Origin of the sequence: Mangrovimonas sp. CR14 (genome assembly GCF_011764015.1) — a bacterium.
Taxonomy (GTDB): Bacteria; Bacteroidota; Bacteroidia; order Flavobacteriales; family Flavobacteriaceae; genus Mangrovimonas; species Mangrovimonas futianensis.
Map to the genome: position 1 here is coordinate 690931 of NZ_JAAFZY010000001.1, position 13970 is coordinate 704900.

Consider the following 13970-nt stretch of genomic DNA (forward strand, 5'->3'; position numbering starts at 1 on the left):
ATCAGTGGGCAATTTTAAAAAATTTGATTTAATCCTTGTAACTTTGTCGTATATTAATGATATATGCTAGAAAAGAAGGACATAGACTTAGAAAAGGCCGTTTTGATTGGTATCGTAAACCAAGAACAGGATGAGGCCAAGTCCAAGGAGTATTTAGATGAATTGGAGTTTTTAACTTATACCGCTGGCGGAGAAGTTGTAAAACGGTTTACACAAAAATTGGAGATGCCCAATCCAAAGACTTTTATTGGGAAGGGTAAGATGGAAGAGGTGCAGGAATTTATTCAGGAGAATGAAGTGGGAACTGCCATTTTTGATGATGAATTATCTCCAGCACAGGAAAGGAACATCAGCAAGATGCTTAATTGCAAAGTGTTGGATAGGACCAATTTAATATTGGATATTTTTGCCCAAAGAGCCCAAACCAGTTATGCTAGAACTCAGGTAGAATTAGCGCAATGTGAGTATCTGCTTCCTAGATTAAAAGGAATGTGGACACACTTGGAACGTCAAAAAGGGGGGATTGGTATGCGTGGTCCTGGTGAAACGGAAATTGAGACAGATAGACGTATTGTAAGGGACAAAATATCACTTTTAAAGGAGAAGATTAAAACCATTGATAAGCAGATGGCTGTTCAAAGGGGGAATCGCGGACAAATGGTTCGTGTGGCGTTGGTAGGATATACCAACGTTGGGAAATCGACCTTAATGAACGTCATAAGTAAGAGTGAAGTGTTTGCAGAGAACAAATTGTTTGCCACCTTGGATACAACGGTTAGGAAAGTCGTTATAGGAAACCTACCATTTTTGTTAAGTGATACTGTTGGATTTATTAGAAAGCTGCCAACTCAGTTGGTAGAGTCTTTTAAAAGTACCTTGGATGAGGTTCGGGAGGCTGATTTACTGCTTCATGTGGTAGATATTTCACACCCTAATTTTGAAGAACATATTGAATCTGTGAATAAGATTCTTGGTGAAATAGAAAGTATTGATAAACCAACGATAATGGTTTTCAATAAAATTGATGCCTATGAGCCTGAGCCTTATGATAAGGAAGACTTAATGACTGAAAGAACCAAAGCGAATTATTCCTTAGATGAATGGAAAAAAACGTGGATGGGTAGAATAGGAGACAATGCTTTGTTTATCTCGGCACTGAATCGAAATAATCTAGAGGATTTTAGAGCTAAGGTGTATAATGAAGTAAGGAAAATACATATTACCAGATTTCCATACAACCATTTTTTATATCCCGATTACAACGAATTTACTGAATAAAAAAAACACGCCAATTGGCGTGTTTTTTTATTTAAACTCTTTCTTTTAGAAGGAATAGCTAATCCCGAAAGTAGAGTAATATTGAATTTTGTTATCTACGTTGTCAAAATCAGGAACAGGCTCTCCAGACTCTACGGTCCAATTATCTAAGGCGTAGTTAACTGCCTCTTGCTTGTTACCTCTTAGGCCGATTTCAAAACCTACCCCAATGCCTTTCCAAATGGAATAGCTAGCCGAGTTAATCCACGTCCAATTGGATAAATCTGAACTCTTGTAACTTTGAAAAGCGGAAAGGTTTGACATGAACTTAAATTTATTCATCGTTCTGGTATAATTGGCCACAATTTTAGCACCTAAAGATGAATCAAAAATGGCATCATTATCTGCAAAAACGAAGTTATAGTTTATTGGATGTACCACAACGACTAAATTGGATATAGGTGTCCAAGTAACACCAACCCCTAAATCCAAATACCCTGGATCGTTAAAATTGTTTAAAAGAGTTGTTCTGTATTCCCCTAAGGTAGATGCTGCTAGCTTTGAAGACAGCTTGTAGCCAAATAGTGAGGTAACGTTAAAAACATCTACAGCTTCTCTCCATCCTTCTTCATCGGTTGGGTCATCTTTGTCATCAAATTTCACCCAGCCTAAATTAAGGTTGGCTTGGTTGTACCAAAAATATTTTTCTCGATCCAATTTGGCGTGCGGGTTAAAGGTAATATTGATATTCCCTGACGCATTATTCGGTGATCCTTGGGCATACCAATTACTAAATTCTGACCAACTCCCACCTATGGTACCAAGTGCACCAAACTTCCAACCTGGAAATTTGTCAATCTGGGATTGTAAATCATCGACTTTTGACTGTAAGGCGTCAATGGAGTCTTGTTTTGAGGCTTTTTCAGCTTTAAGTTCTTCTAAGGTTTGGGCATTTGCTGCAATCGAAAAACACAGCAAAGAAAATGATAGTAATAGCTTTTTCATAAATATATATTATATGTAATAAATGATGGTTCAAAAATAACCATTTTTGCCTAATGGCTCTAAATAAAGTACTTAGATTATTTTTTGTATAAAGGAACAGTGGAACAAGCTTCACCAAACATTAAAGATTTAGCCACTGGTTGCAATTTGGAAATTAAAAGTGTGTAAGCCGAATCGGGTATGGGTTTGTCAGAGCATCCTTTAATGATGACTGGTTTGTCTGCAAACTCATCCAATTCCAATTCATTGATGACTTCTTGAAAAATAACGGTTTCCAATAATTCAAGGCTGCCCACCACTATTTTTTTAGCAAATGGTTGCAGTTTGGTGGTCAATAGAAGATAGGCCCAAGATGGAATAATGGCATCTGCCGAACAGCTAAGTGCCACGTATGCGTCCTGATATTGGCTCCAATCGTGAGCTTCTACAAAAGTCCTAAAATCTTTTTCTTTTAGAATGATTTCTTGAAACAACCAGTCTTTAATATCAAATAAAATCCTGTTGCCTTTTGGATAGAATTCCTCCAAATCCAAAGTTTTAAGTTTGCTGTTTGCTACGCGATTAACAATTTCTCCTGACATGGTACAAAGTTACATAAATTACTTATAGCCTTCCGCTTGCAATGTAAACAGTTCGGCATACAGTTTTTGATTCGTCATCAATTCCTCGTGAGTGCCTATTTCTAATACTTTACCCTCTTCTAGAACCAGAATGCGATCAGCTTGTCTTACTGTGCTGAATCTATGGGAAATGATGATGCTGGTTTTTCCTTTCGTCAATCCGATAAAGCGTTCAAAAACATCACTCTCTGCTCTAGCATCTAATGCGGAGGTAGGTTCGTCTAAAATCATAACCTTGGCATCTTTCATATAGGCTCTGGCTAAGGCTACTTTCTGCCACTGTCCTCCAGATAATTCCATACCACTTACAAATCGTTTTCCTAATTGTTGATTATATCCATCTACTAGGGAATCAACCACTTCATTAGCTAAGCTTAATAGTGCTGCATTCTCTATTTTATTTTGGTTTTCTAGTTCCTCAATATCACCTATGGCAATGTTTTCTTTGAGCGTAAATTCATATTTGAAAAAGTCCTGAAAGATCACGCCAAAATACTCTTGGTAATCTGCTTTTTTGAAACGGTTGATGTTTATTCCATCTAGCAAGATTTCTCCAGAGGTAGGTTCGTAGAATCTCAAAAGTAATTTGATCAAAGTCGTTTTTCCAGCGCCATTCTGGCCTACGAAGGCAAGTTTTTCTCCTGCTTTGAGTTGGAAGTCCATGCCCTTTAAAATTTCGATTTCCGATTCGGGGTATGAAAAATGAACGTTTCTGAATTCGAATCCGCTTTCTATTTTTTGGGGAAGAGGCATGTCTTCTTCAGTCGTTGAAGAAATTGAAATATCAATGAAATCAAAATAATCCTTAAGGTATAGGGCGCTTTCTGATATTCTTGTAAATCGAGAGAAGAAATCTTGAAGGTTCTTGGTTAATCTATTGAAAGACCCTGAAAGAAAGGTCAATTCACCCAGAGTGATGACCCCTGAAAGCACTCTGTAGATAATAAATACATAGGCTGTATAATAACTTAGCGACCCTAAAACATTAAATAAAAAGCCGTAAGAAGAGCGTTTGATGGCGAGTTTTCTATTCAGTTTGTAGTATAAATGGGAAAGTTTTGAAAAACGATTAACCAGAAAATCTGTAAGTCCAAAGAGTTTGATTTCTTTGGCCGTTTTGTCATTGGCTCCAATGTATCTCAAATAGTCCAATTCACGGCGCTCTGAAGTCCAACTTCTAGCTAAGGAATATTGTTGCTGACTAAATTTAACTTCATTGATAAATGAGGGAATAATACTTAAAACCAAAAGGATGATTAATAAAGGCTCAAAATAAATCAAACCAGCCACTAAGGATATGATGGAAATCAATCCTTGAGCTTGTCCCAAAACATTTGACATCAATCCAACCCTGCCTGTGGTTTGCGTTCTGGCTCGTTCCAGTTTGTCATAGAATTCAGAGTTTTCTAAAAGACTGATATCTACTTGATGTGTTTTTTTAATGATTTTGACCGAGGTGGCAATATTGTATTCGTCCCCTAAAAGACCATCGGTTAGGGAAATGGCACGACTAATCAGGTCCGAAAGGATGACCAGAATAAACTCGATAACCACATAAGTCCAGAGTTGACTATAATCTGTAATTTCAAGATTGGTTTGGGTGACAATTTCGTCAATAATCAGTTTGCCTACCCAAAGGATAATAACGGGTAATAATGCTCCTATTAACCGGCAAACCGCTGTCCATAAAAACAATCCTTTGTTTACATTCCAGATTTCTTTGAAGAACCTTGGAATGTAAGCTAAGGCGTTAAAAGACGATTTTAAATTGGTTTTTTGATCCTCTTGTAAAGATTTTGGTATATGTCTGGGCATTCAAAGAATGATATTAAAGCATCCCTAGCTCTAATTTTGCTTCTTCACTCATTAAATCTTGGCTCCAAGGTGGGTCAAAAGTGATTTCTACCTCGGCAGTATTAACCTGATCTAATGATTTTATTTTTTCCTCCACTTCCATGGGTAATGTTTCTGCAACTGGGCAGTTGGGAGTGGTTAAGGTCATCAGGATTTTAACGTCATAATCTTCATTGACAAAGACATCATAAATTAATCCCAATTCATATATGTCTACTGGAATTTCAGGGTCAAAAATAGTTTTTAAAACCTTGACTATCTGTTCTCCAAGAGCATTTGTATCTATAGTGGAATCGCTCATACTTAACTTAATTGTGTTTGGTATGCAATAGCATACATTTTCAGTTGTTTTATCATACTAACCAAACCGTTGGCCCTAGTGGGAGAGAGGTGCTCTTTTAATCCAATTTCATCAATAAATTCAGTATCCGCTTCAATGATGTCTTTTGGATTTTGATTTGAGAAAACCCTAATGAGTATGGCAATAATTCCCTTGGTAATGATGGCGTCGCTATCTGCTGTAAACAAAACTTTGTCTTCTTTCAGTTCAGCGTTTACCCACACTCTACTTTGACAGCCTTTTATCAAGTGGTCTTCCGTTTTAAATTTTTCATCTATAAGCGGAAGCGATTTTCCCAAATCTATCATATATTGATAACGCTCTTCCCAATCATCAAACATGGAAAACTCTTCAATAATATCTTGTTGAATATTTTTAATGCTCACGACCAATTGTTTTGTGCAAAAATACAACTTGAAACATACCTAATTGAATAAATTAGGGTTTTTCAACAAACGATAACATTTCATTAACTAAATCGGCAATTTCTTCTGGAGGATTTCCGTGGTCAAAAGTGGGAGTTTGAAAGGTTTTTCCATTCTTGGTTATTTTCAAGGTAGCAAGGAGTGCTCCATCAAATTGATGATTCTTAGAAGGAACCTCAAGGTTTTTTAATTTTTCTAATTCCAATTTATTGGCTTTTTCTAAAATGGAGGATAAAGCCTCCAAATTAAGTTCTTTAGTGGATGGAAGCCCTCCCCTTGTTTTTTGATAACTAATCGAATTGTCATTCAAGGTCACTTTCAAAAAGGAGCCTCTTGTTATAGCTGAATATTCTAGAATGTAAGGGTTTTGTGTCATTGTTTTTTGATTGGAAACCTTAATTTGATTGGCTATAATAAGGGTTTTGTTATCCTCATCTTTTAGGTATAAGGTGTTATTCTTGAATTCATAATTTTTTACCTGATCCAATAATTTCAGGAAATGATCTTCAACTTTCATCCCTTCTCCTGGGCAGAGTTTTTTGGTTGTTGCTAATGGACCAAAATTCAACTTTTTGTCTGATGTCTTATAATTGCCCGTAAACCTGTTGCATCCCGCAAAACCAGAAACCATTTTGTTTTCATCATTAAACTCCATAGTTAGTTTTGAAGGTAATGTGGTTAAACCATCAATAGTTGAAATTTCATAAGTTCCGCTAATCATGGTAGCAGTTTCCTTGGCGCTTCCACAAGCATTGAAAATAAGTGAAAAGCATATGATATAAAGAAGTTTCATTAGTATCTTTTTAGTGTTACAAAACTAATATTACAAAAAAGAAGCCAAACTGAATGTGAAAGCTATGGTAAATAAAAAAGCGCTCTATTTTGAGCGCTTTTAATATTTATGAGAAGAATCTTAGTTTCCTGCCAATGAAGCTCTAGCTCCACCAGACTCAAACAAAGCTCTCATTCTAGTATTTTGACCATTCGTAAACATATACATACAATCATCATAGACATAATCCATGTAGTTCATAGTCATATCTGCTGTTTGACAATTTACGGTTGGATAAGAAGGACAACCATAGTTAGGTCCATTTGATGGAGGTGTGTCCTGTACAAAATCATCTTGCTTACATTGACCATCACCCCAGATATGACGTAAGTTTAACCAGTGACCTACTTCGTGGGTAGCTGTTCTACCATGACCATAAACGCCTCCAGCAGCATTTTCGCCAAAGAAATCAGTTCCAATTACAACACCATCAGTTGAAGAAGGTCCTCCAGGAAATTGAGCGTAACCTAAAATTCCGCCACCAATTTCACATACCCAAATATTTAAATAGGTAGAAGGATCTGTTACATCTATTCCTCCTTGACTACTGTGCTTCATAGCATCATTAGTTCCCCAAGAGGATTGGGTGCTTACAACTCTATTTACAGTGTGAAGTGTAAAAGAAATTCCACAATCAGCTACAGCTCCAGAAAATTCAGAAGGTACGCCACTTGTGTTTGAGTTGTTATTGTTGAAATCCTCATTTAAAACAGCTATTTGCGAGTTGATCTGTTGAGTTGTCACTTGATTAGAATATTGCTCTATGATATTCACTACAACTGGGATGCTTACTGGATCTGTGAAGCCTGGATCTGGATCAGTACCGCCGCCGTTGTTTCCACCTCCATTACCGTTTCCATTTCCTGCGCCATCTGGCTTTTTAGCAGCTATTGCAGCTCTTAAATTGTATTCTATATCATACATTGTTTGTTCTAAACCTGGATTCTCATTTAATAAGCGGTTTAGGTTTACCATGGAATGGCAGGATTTCTGTCCAGAGGCTACACGTGATTGCTCATCAATATCAGCATCGGTGTAAAGATAGAAGTCACTCATGTCAACTTTAGCCTGTTGATCAGTGTTCATAGTTTCTTTGGAGTCATTACTACATGAAGTAGCAAAAATCATGGCCAAGGCGGCCATACTTAAAATTACTTTTTTCATATGATTCTATAAATTTTTGAATTAAGTGAATCGGAAGATATAAAAAACAGATTACTATCTAAAAAAAATGTTAAAAAATAATAGAAATTTCGATGAATGACCTGAAATTTTCACGTTTAGATCAAAAAAAAGACACTTATTTTAAGTGTCTTTTTTACAAATAATATGGAGGTGTTTTTCTTTAGATGCATATTTTAACACCGCCTGCAAGACCACCATGATGTACGGTAATGACCAGCGTGTCTCCTGATCCAAAATCTTCAAATGCGGTGGCTAAATTTCCTTCTACACAGGACTGCGTATAACAGTTACTACCAATTTGACTTGTTCCTGAAGGGCAATTCCATGCCTCAAGCGCGTCAAACGAAGTATATTCACCATTTCTTTCAAAATATTCAAAATCCCTAATAGTTATTTTTTGGTCATCTACTAGTATCTTATAAGTGGCCATGAGTAAAAACTCGTCCTCTTCAATTGCTCTTTCAAGATCATTATTAATTTCTCCTATTTTTGTTAGGGCTTGTTGCTTATCAAGAATATTAAATTCAAATATTTCTTCTCCAGAAATCTTTAAGTTTGGAAGCGATATATTATCTAATTTTGGGAGTTTATCTGTGTTTGAATTTTCATTTTCACTACACGAGAAAAGAGTTAGAATAAAAAAAACTAATACAAATGTTTTTTGATAAAGTCTCATGGCTTTTGGGTTTATAGGTTATTGAACCTTAAATAAATAAATATCAAAAAATCCAAAAGAAAATAGATTAATTTTATTCTTGATTTATCACGACAGCATCATCTGAGCTTTTTTTACCCCCTCGACCAGTTGGTCAATTTCTTCAAACGTATTGTAGAAAGAAAAGGACGCTCTAACCGTTCCAGGGATTTTGAAATAGTCCATAATCGGTTGGGCACAATGGTGTCCTGTGCGAACAGCGATTCCCATTTTATCTAAGATGGTTCCTACATCATAAGGATGGATTCCTACCAGGTTAAATGAAATTACCGATGTTTTATGGTGTGAAGTACCATATATTTTAAGACCATCAATTTCCAAAAGCTTTTCAGTTGCATAAACCAAAAGTTCATGTTCGTAAGCCTCTATATTTTCTAAACCTATATGATTTAAATAATCTATAGCAGCACCAAAAGCAATGCCACCACAAATGTTTGGCGTTCCAGCTTCAAATTTATGGGGCAGATCTGCATAGGTGGTTTTCTCAAAAGTAACTTCAGCAATCATCTCACCACCGCCTTGATAAGGAGGTAATTTTTTTAACCAAGTTTCCTTGCCATAAAGCATGCCTACACCTGTTGGCCCACACATTTTATGGGCAGAAGCCACATAGAAATCTACATCCAGAGCTTGTACATCAACTTGAATATGGGGACAGGCTTGGGCGCCATCTACCAATACCGCTGCTCCAACTTCGTGTGCCTTTTGAATGATATGTTCAATAGGATTGATAGTTCCTAAGGCATTGGATATATGATTTACAAATACCAATTTGGTTTTATCAGTAAGTAAGTTTTCAAATTGTTCAATGACCAATTCACCTTCATTGTTCATTGGGATGACCTTAAGAATAGCTCCTGTGCGTTCACAAAGCATTTGCCATGGTACAATGTTACTGTGATGCTCTAAGGCTGAAACTAGGATTTCGTCTCCCGATTTTAACAAAGCAGAAAACCCATTGGCAACCAAATTAATACCATGGGTAGTTCCAGAAGTCATAATGATTTCAAAAGCATGTTTGGCATTAAAATGCTTTTGTATGGTGTGTCTGGCTTGTTCGTATTTATCGGTAGCTTCTTGACTTAATGCATGAACGCCTCTATGAATGTTGGCATTATAGGAGCTGTAATAATCTACAATACAATCAATGACCTGTTGCGGTGTTTGCGAGGTCGCTGCATTATCAAAATACACCAATGGTTTATCATTGACTTTTCTTGAAAGAATGGGGAAATCTTTTCTTATGTCCTGAATGTCTAGGGCCATAAATTTATTTTATAAATCAAACCCAATATTCACCCCAAGCTTTTTTGCTATGAGTTTGGTGATTCTTCTTTTAATTTCGTTGATTTTGACAGATTCCAATACCGTGTTACTAAAAGCAAACATCAAAAGTGCTCTTGCCTCTTTTTCTGGAATTCCACGAGATTTCAAGTAGAATAGCGCTTCTTCATCTAACTGACCAATAGTACAACCGTGAGAACATTTTACATCATCAGCAAAAATCTCAAGTTGTGGTTTGGTGTTAATTGTAGCTTTGTCATCTGCCAAAATGTTATTATTGGCTTGGTAGGCATTTGTTTTTTGCGCTTCTTTTTCAACAATCACTTTCCCGTTGAAAACACCTGTAGATCGATCCCCAAAAATTCCTTTGTAATCCTGGTGGCTTTCACAATTAGGCTCTATGTGATGAACAAGGGTATTGTGATCTACATGTTGCTTGTCTCCAATAATGGTAATTCCCTTTAAGGTAGAATCGATTCGTTCCCCGTGTTGGTAGAAATTAAGATTATTTCTCGTTACGTTTCCGCCAAAAGAAAACGTGTGAACTGAGGCAATACTTTCTTGTTTTTGTTTGATAAAAGTGTTATCAATTAAAGACGCATTCAGATTATCGTTCTGAATTTTATAATAGTCAACAATAGCTCTCTTATTGGTAAAAATTTCAGTAACACTGTTAGTCAAAACAGGGTTGTCTGTTAAGCTTTGGTGTCTTTCGATGATTTGAACATGCGAATTTTCATCTACAACAATTAAGTTGCGAGGTTGTAACATCAAAGAAGCTTCAGAACCTGTAGAGAAATGAACTATTTGTATTGGTTTTTGAACCAGTTTGTTTTTAGGAATATGAATAAAAGCGCCTTCTGTAGCAAATGCCGTATTCAATGAGGTCAAACTTTCTTTATTGGCCGCTTTGTTGAAATAGTTTTCAATCATGATGCGGTACTTAGGTTTTGATAGTGCTGCCGACATAAGGCAGACATCCATTCCCTCGTGTGTGGTTTGGGACAAATGGGACGAATATTTCCCGTCAATAAAGATGATTTTGAAGGTATCAATATCATGAATCAAATAAGGCTTGATCGCATGATACTCAACGGCAGTCTCTTGCTTTGGGAATAAACTGTAATTGTGTTTTAAAACACTGTTGAGTGAGGTATATTTCCAAGCTTCTTGTTTTTTTGTTGGAAACCCTTGTTGTTCAAAATTCTTGATGGCCTCATTTCTTATCTCGTGAAGAGGAGAGCTGTCTTCCAAATAATCTTCGACAGCAAAAAATGAGGACACTAATTTATCTTTTAAATCCATTTGTATAAGTTGCAATGTTAAAAAGTTTGAAAGCTAAAATTTGGTCTATTTTCTGCTTCAACTTCTTGACGTTTTACGTTTTTCATCAGTGCTATGCACCTACTTCTTCCTTAATCCAATCGTAACCTTTGGCTTCTAACTCATGAGCCAATTCTTTGGAACCAGATTTTACGATTTTTCCATTGTAAAGAACATGTACAAAATCTGGCACTATGTAGTCTAATAATCTTTGGTAGTGTGTAATCACGATAACCGCATTGTCCTTACTCTTAAGTTTGTTAACGCCATTGGCAACAATACGAAGTGCATCGATATCCAATCCAGAATCGGTTTCATCCAAAATAGCCAATTTGGGCTCTAGCATAGCCATTTGGAAAATCTCATTACGTTTCTTTTCACCACCCGAGAAACCTTCATTTAAAGAGCGCGATAGGAACTTTCTGTCTATTTCCAAAAGTTCTGCTTTTTCGCGAATTTTTTTAAGCATTTCGTTTGCTGGCATTTCTTCTAAACCTTGAGCTTTACGGGTTTCATTGATTGCCGTTTTCATGAAATTGGTAACTGATACACCTGGGATTTCAACTGGGTACTGAAAGGATAAAAAGATGCCTTTGTGGGCACGTTCATCAGCTCCCAATTCATCCATAGGCTCATCATTCAATAAAATCTCACCTTCTTCTACTTCATAATCTTCCTTACCTGCAATTACAGATGCTAGGGTACTTTTACCGGACCCATTAGGCCCCATAATAGCATGAACCTCTCCAGGTTTAACCTCTAGATTGATTCCCTTTAAAATATCCTTGCCTTCAATGCTGGCGTGTAAGTTTTTTATCTTTAACATACGCTTTTATTCTCCTAATTTTATGACATTGTTTGTGCTTTCAGTGGGCTTACTTACACCTAATATTTCTACAATTTCTACACGGTAATCCCAACCTTCTTCTCCCTCTGGTTTCGGAATGATTTTTCCTTTAATAGAAACGGGAACCATGTCTGTATCTTCTTTTTTATAGGGTTTTACCATATCATCCAACTCGTGCATTTTTTCGTTGATGATTACTCCATAAATTTCTTGAGACGTTTGTAATACAGCTGCATCAGCCAAATAAACAAACTCTCCTTTCAATTCCTTTAAGTCTGTTGAATCGCTTGCTTGTTTCGTGTCATTTTTACAAGCTGAAATAGCAGTGAACATCAATAAAAACAAAAGTTTTTTCATATGATTTACAATTATGATTATCCTACCGAACCTTCAAGGCTGATTTCAAGTAATTTTTGAGCTTCTACGGCAAATTCCATAGGGAGTTTGTTTAATACTTCCTTACTGAATCCATTCACAATTAAGGCAATGGCCTTTTCTGTGTCAATACCTCTCTGGTTGCAATAAAAAATTTGGTCTTCTCCAATTTTACTTGTGGTAGCTTCATGTTCTACCTGAGCAGTTTTGTTTTTTGCTTCGATGTAAGGAAACGTATGTGCCCCACATTCATTACCCATTAATAAACTATCACATTGTGAAAAGTTCCTTGCATTTTCTGCTCTAGAATTAATTTGTACCAAACCGCGGTAACTGTTCTGGGATTTTCCAGCCGAAATACCTTTTGATATAATCGTAGATTTGGTGTTTTTCCCAAGGTGAACCATTTTGGTTCCAGTATCAGCTTGTTGAAAGTTGTTGGTCACGGCAATGGAGTAAAATTCACCTACCGAATTGTTACCTTTTAAAACACAACTAGGATATTTCCATGTTACGGCACTACCTGTTTCTACTTGAGTCCAGGAGATTTTTGCATTTTTCTCGCACAATCCTCTTTTGGTCACAAAGTTGAAAACACCACCTTTTCCTTCGCTATTTCCAGGGTACCAGTTTTGAACGGTTGAATACTTAATCTCCGCATCATCCAAGGCAATCAATTCTACAACAGCAGCATGTAATTGATTTTCGTCTCTCATAGGTGCAGTACAACCCTCAAGGTAACTTACATAACTTCCTTCGTCTGCAATTACCAAGGTTCTTTCAAACTGTCCTGTTCCAGCTTGATTGATTCGGAAATAGGTAGAAAGTTCCATAGGACATCTTACTCCTTTAGGAATGTAGCAAAAACTACCATCACTAAATACAGCACTGTTCAAGGCAGCATAAAAATTGTCCTTTTGAGGTACAACAGTTCCAATGTATTTTTTAACCAATTCTGGATGCTCTTGAATGGCCTCTGAAATGGAACAGAATATGATGCCTTTTTCAGCAAGCGTTTTCTTGAAAGTAGTCGCGACAGAAACTGAATCCATAACCACATCTACTGCTACACCTGTCAGTTTTTTTTGTTCATCTAAAGAAATACCAAGTTTGTTGAAGGTTTCCAATAATTCAGGATCTACTTCATCCAAACTTTCATATTTAGGCTTTTTATTGGGAGCTGAATAATAGGAGATGGCTTGAAAATCTGGTTTTTTATAGGTTACATTGGCCCATTCGGGTTCCTCCATTTGAGTCCAAGCGCGGTAGGATTCCAATCGCCATTCCGTCATCCATTCAGGTTCGTTCTTCTTTTTTGAAATGGCACGAACTATCTCCTCGTTTAAACCTATAGGAAGCGTGTCAGATTCTATATCGGTATAAAATCCATACTCGTATTCCTTGGTTTTTAATTCTTCTCTTAAGTCGTCTTCAGTATATTTAGCCATAATGTCTCGCTTCAAAAACTATAGTGAAAAAGATTCACCACAACCGCAGGTTCTGTTGGCATTAGGATTGTTGAACACAAATCCACTTCCGTTTAGGCCTCCAGAGTAATCTAAGGTTGTTCCTATAAGGTACAAAAAACTCTTCTTGTCAACAATGATTCTCACACCATTATCTTCAAAGACCTTATCGTCCTCCAGTTGTTCTTTATCAAATTTTAAATCATATGATAACCCAGAACAACCACCACTTTTAACTCCTACGCGCACAAAATCTGCCGAAGAGTCAAATCCATCTTCAGTCATCAATTCAACGACTTTTTTTCTAGCTGTATCAGATACTTTTATCATAGTTATTTAGAAAATTTCCAAATTGGATGCAAATATACAATATAAGTAGGGTTTTACCTCATAACCTAACATTATATTAGCAAATAGGTTAATAGGCAATCATTATAGTGGG

Annotated in this window: 15 protein-coding genes; 1 reads left to right on the top strand and 14 read right to left on the bottom strand. The window is 36.5% G+C overall.

What is annotated here, in order from left to right; translation table 11 throughout:
* Positions 1-63 precede the first annotated feature (63 nt).
* The gene (gene hflX, locus GZ212_RS03005) at positions 64-1278 is read left to right on the top strand and encodes a GTPase HflX (protein WP_166957140.1); all 1215 of its coding nucleotides are present in this window, start codon (positions 64-66) and stop codon (positions 1276-1278) included.
* A gap of 45 nt (positions 1279-1323) precedes the next feature.
* Here hflX and GZ212_RS03010 read toward each other — a convergent pair whose 3' ends face one another.
* From GZ212_RS03010 to GZ212_RS03075, 14 genes are all read right to left on the bottom strand, one after another.
* The gene (locus tag GZ212_RS03010; RefSeq protein ID WP_053971004.1) at positions 1324-2262 is read right to left on the bottom strand and encodes a DUF3078 domain-containing protein; all 939 of its coding nucleotides are present in this window, start codon (positions 2260-2262) and stop codon (positions 1324-1326) included.
* 77 nt (positions 2263-2339) lie between these two features.
* Positions 2340-2843 carry a DUF2480 family protein gene (locus tag GZ212_RS03015; RefSeq protein WP_166957142.1) on the bottom strand — a complete coding sequence of 168 codons (504 nt, stop codon included), beginning with the start codon at positions 2841-2843 and terminating at the stop codon, positions 2340-2342.
* 18 nt (positions 2844-2861) lie between these two features.
* Complete coding sequence (locus GZ212_RS03020) at positions 2862-4697, bottom strand: ABC transporter ATP-binding protein (RefSeq protein ID WP_166957143.1); 1836 nt, start codon at positions 4695-4697, stop codon at positions 2862-2864.
* 13 nt (positions 4698-4710) lie between these two features.
* Positions 4711-5037: a DUF59 domain-containing protein gene (locus GZ212_RS03025; RefSeq protein ID WP_166957145.1), complete on the bottom strand. Its 327-nt coding sequence runs from the start codon at positions 5035-5037 to the stop codon at positions 4711-4713.
* A 2-nt stretch (positions 5038-5039) separates the two neighbouring features.
* Positions 5040-5462, bottom strand: coding sequence for a SufE family protein (locus tag GZ212_RS03030; RefSeq protein WP_166957147.1), 423 nt, complete (start codon positions 5460-5462; stop codon positions 5040-5042).
* Positions 5463-5514: 52 nt separating this feature from the next.
* Positions 5515-6294: an META domain-containing protein gene (locus GZ212_RS03035; protein WP_166957149.1), complete on the bottom strand. Its 780-nt coding sequence runs from the start codon at positions 6292-6294 to the stop codon at positions 5515-5517.
* Between the two features lie 120 nt (positions 6295-6414).
* On the bottom strand, positions 6415-7497 hold the full coding sequence (locus tag GZ212_RS03040) for a zinc metalloprotease (protein ID WP_166957151.1): 1083 nt from the start codon (positions 7495-7497) through the stop codon (positions 6415-6417).
* Positions 7498-7678: 181 nt separating this feature from the next.
* Complete coding sequence (locus GZ212_RS03045; protein ID WP_166957153.1) at positions 7679-8194, bottom strand: hypothetical protein; 516 nt, start codon at positions 8192-8194, stop codon at positions 7679-7681.
* Between the two features lie 87 nt (positions 8195-8281).
* The gene (locus tag GZ212_RS03050; protein ID WP_166957155.1) at positions 8282-9499 is read right to left on the bottom strand and encodes an aminotransferase class V-fold PLP-dependent enzyme; all 1218 of its coding nucleotides are present in this window, start codon (positions 9497-9499) and stop codon (positions 8282-8284) included.
* A gap of 9 nt (positions 9500-9508) precedes the next feature.
* Positions 9509-10822, bottom strand: coding sequence for a Fe-S cluster assembly protein SufD (gene sufD, locus GZ212_RS03055; RefSeq protein WP_166957157.1), 1314 nt, complete (start codon positions 10820-10822; stop codon positions 9509-9511).
* 91 nt (positions 10823-10913) lie between these two features.
* The gene (gene sufC / locus GZ212_RS03060; protein ID WP_053971013.1) at positions 10914-11666 is read right to left on the bottom strand and encodes a Fe-S cluster assembly ATPase SufC; all 753 of its coding nucleotides are present in this window, start codon (positions 11664-11666) and stop codon (positions 10914-10916) included.
* A gap of 6 nt (positions 11667-11672) precedes the next feature.
* Positions 11673-12044, bottom strand: a complete 372-nt coding sequence (locus GZ212_RS03065) for a hypothetical protein (protein WP_166957159.1) — start codon at positions 12042-12044, stop codon at positions 11673-11675.
* 17 nt (positions 12045-12061) lie between these two features.
* Positions 12062-13510, bottom strand: coding sequence for a Fe-S cluster assembly protein SufB (gene sufB / locus GZ212_RS03070; protein ID WP_166957161.1), 1449 nt, complete (start codon positions 13508-13510; stop codon positions 12062-12064).
* 18 nt (positions 13511-13528) lie between these two features.
* Positions 13529-13858, bottom strand: coding sequence for an iron-sulfur cluster assembly accessory protein (locus tag GZ212_RS03075; RefSeq protein ID WP_053971016.1), 330 nt, complete (start codon positions 13856-13858; stop codon positions 13529-13531).
* Positions 13859-13970: the final 112 nt, after the last annotated feature.

What these genes read in the sequence shown, in the direction of transcription:
- GZ212_RS03035 (WP_166957149.1), bottom strand. Translation starts at nt 6,294, where the DNA reads ATGAAACTTCTTTATATCATATGCTTTTCACTTATTTTCAATGCTTGT.
- sufC (WP_053971013.1), bottom strand. Translation starts at nt 11,666, where the DNA reads ATGTTAAAGATAAAAAACTTACACGCCAGCATTGAAGGCAAGGATATT.
- GZ212_RS03075 (WP_053971016.1), bottom strand. Translation starts at nt 13,858, where the DNA reads ATGATAAAAGTATCTGATACAGCTAGAAAAAAAGTCGTTGAATTGATG.
- GZ212_RS03020 (WP_166957143.1), bottom strand. Translation starts at nt 4,697, where the DNA reads ATGCCCAGACATATACCAAAATCTTTACAAGAGGATCAAAAAACCAAT.
- hflX (WP_166957140.1), top strand. Translation starts at nt 64, where the DNA reads ATGCTAGAAAAGAAGGACATAGACTTAGAAAAGGCCGTTTTGATTGGT.
- GZ212_RS03010 (WP_053971004.1), bottom strand. Translation starts at nt 2,262, where the DNA reads ATGAAAAAGCTATTACTATCATTTTCTTTGCTGTGTTTTTCGATTGCA.
- GZ212_RS03040 (WP_166957151.1), bottom strand. Translation starts at nt 7,497, where the DNA reads ATGAAAAAAGTAATTTTAAGTATGGCCGCCTTGGCCATGATTTTTGCT.
- sufB (WP_166957161.1), bottom strand. Translation starts at nt 13,510, where the DNA reads ATGGCTAAATATACTGAAGACGACTTAAGAGAAGAATTAAAAACCAAG.
- GZ212_RS03015 (WP_166957142.1), bottom strand. Translation starts at nt 2,843, where the DNA reads ATGTCAGGAGAAATTGTTAATCGCGTAGCAAACAGCAAACTTAAAACT.
- GZ212_RS03050 (WP_166957155.1), bottom strand. Translation starts at nt 9,499, where the DNA reads ATGGCCCTAGACATTCAGGACATAAGAAAAGATTTCCCCATTCTTTCA.
- GZ212_RS03065 (WP_166957159.1), bottom strand. Translation starts at nt 12,044, where the DNA reads ATGAAAAAACTTTTGTTTTTATTGATGTTCACTGCTATTTCAGCTTGT.
- GZ212_RS03025 (WP_166957145.1), bottom strand. Translation starts at nt 5,037, where the DNA reads ATGAGCGATTCCACTATAGATACAAATGCTCTTGGAGAACAGATAGTC.
- sufD (WP_166957157.1), bottom strand. Translation starts at nt 10,822, where the DNA reads ATGGATTTAAAAGATAAATTAGTGTCCTCATTTTTTGCTGTCGAAGAT.
- GZ212_RS03045 (WP_166957153.1), bottom strand. Translation starts at nt 8,194, where the DNA reads ATGAGACTTTATCAAAAAACATTTGTATTAGTTTTTTTTATTCTAACT.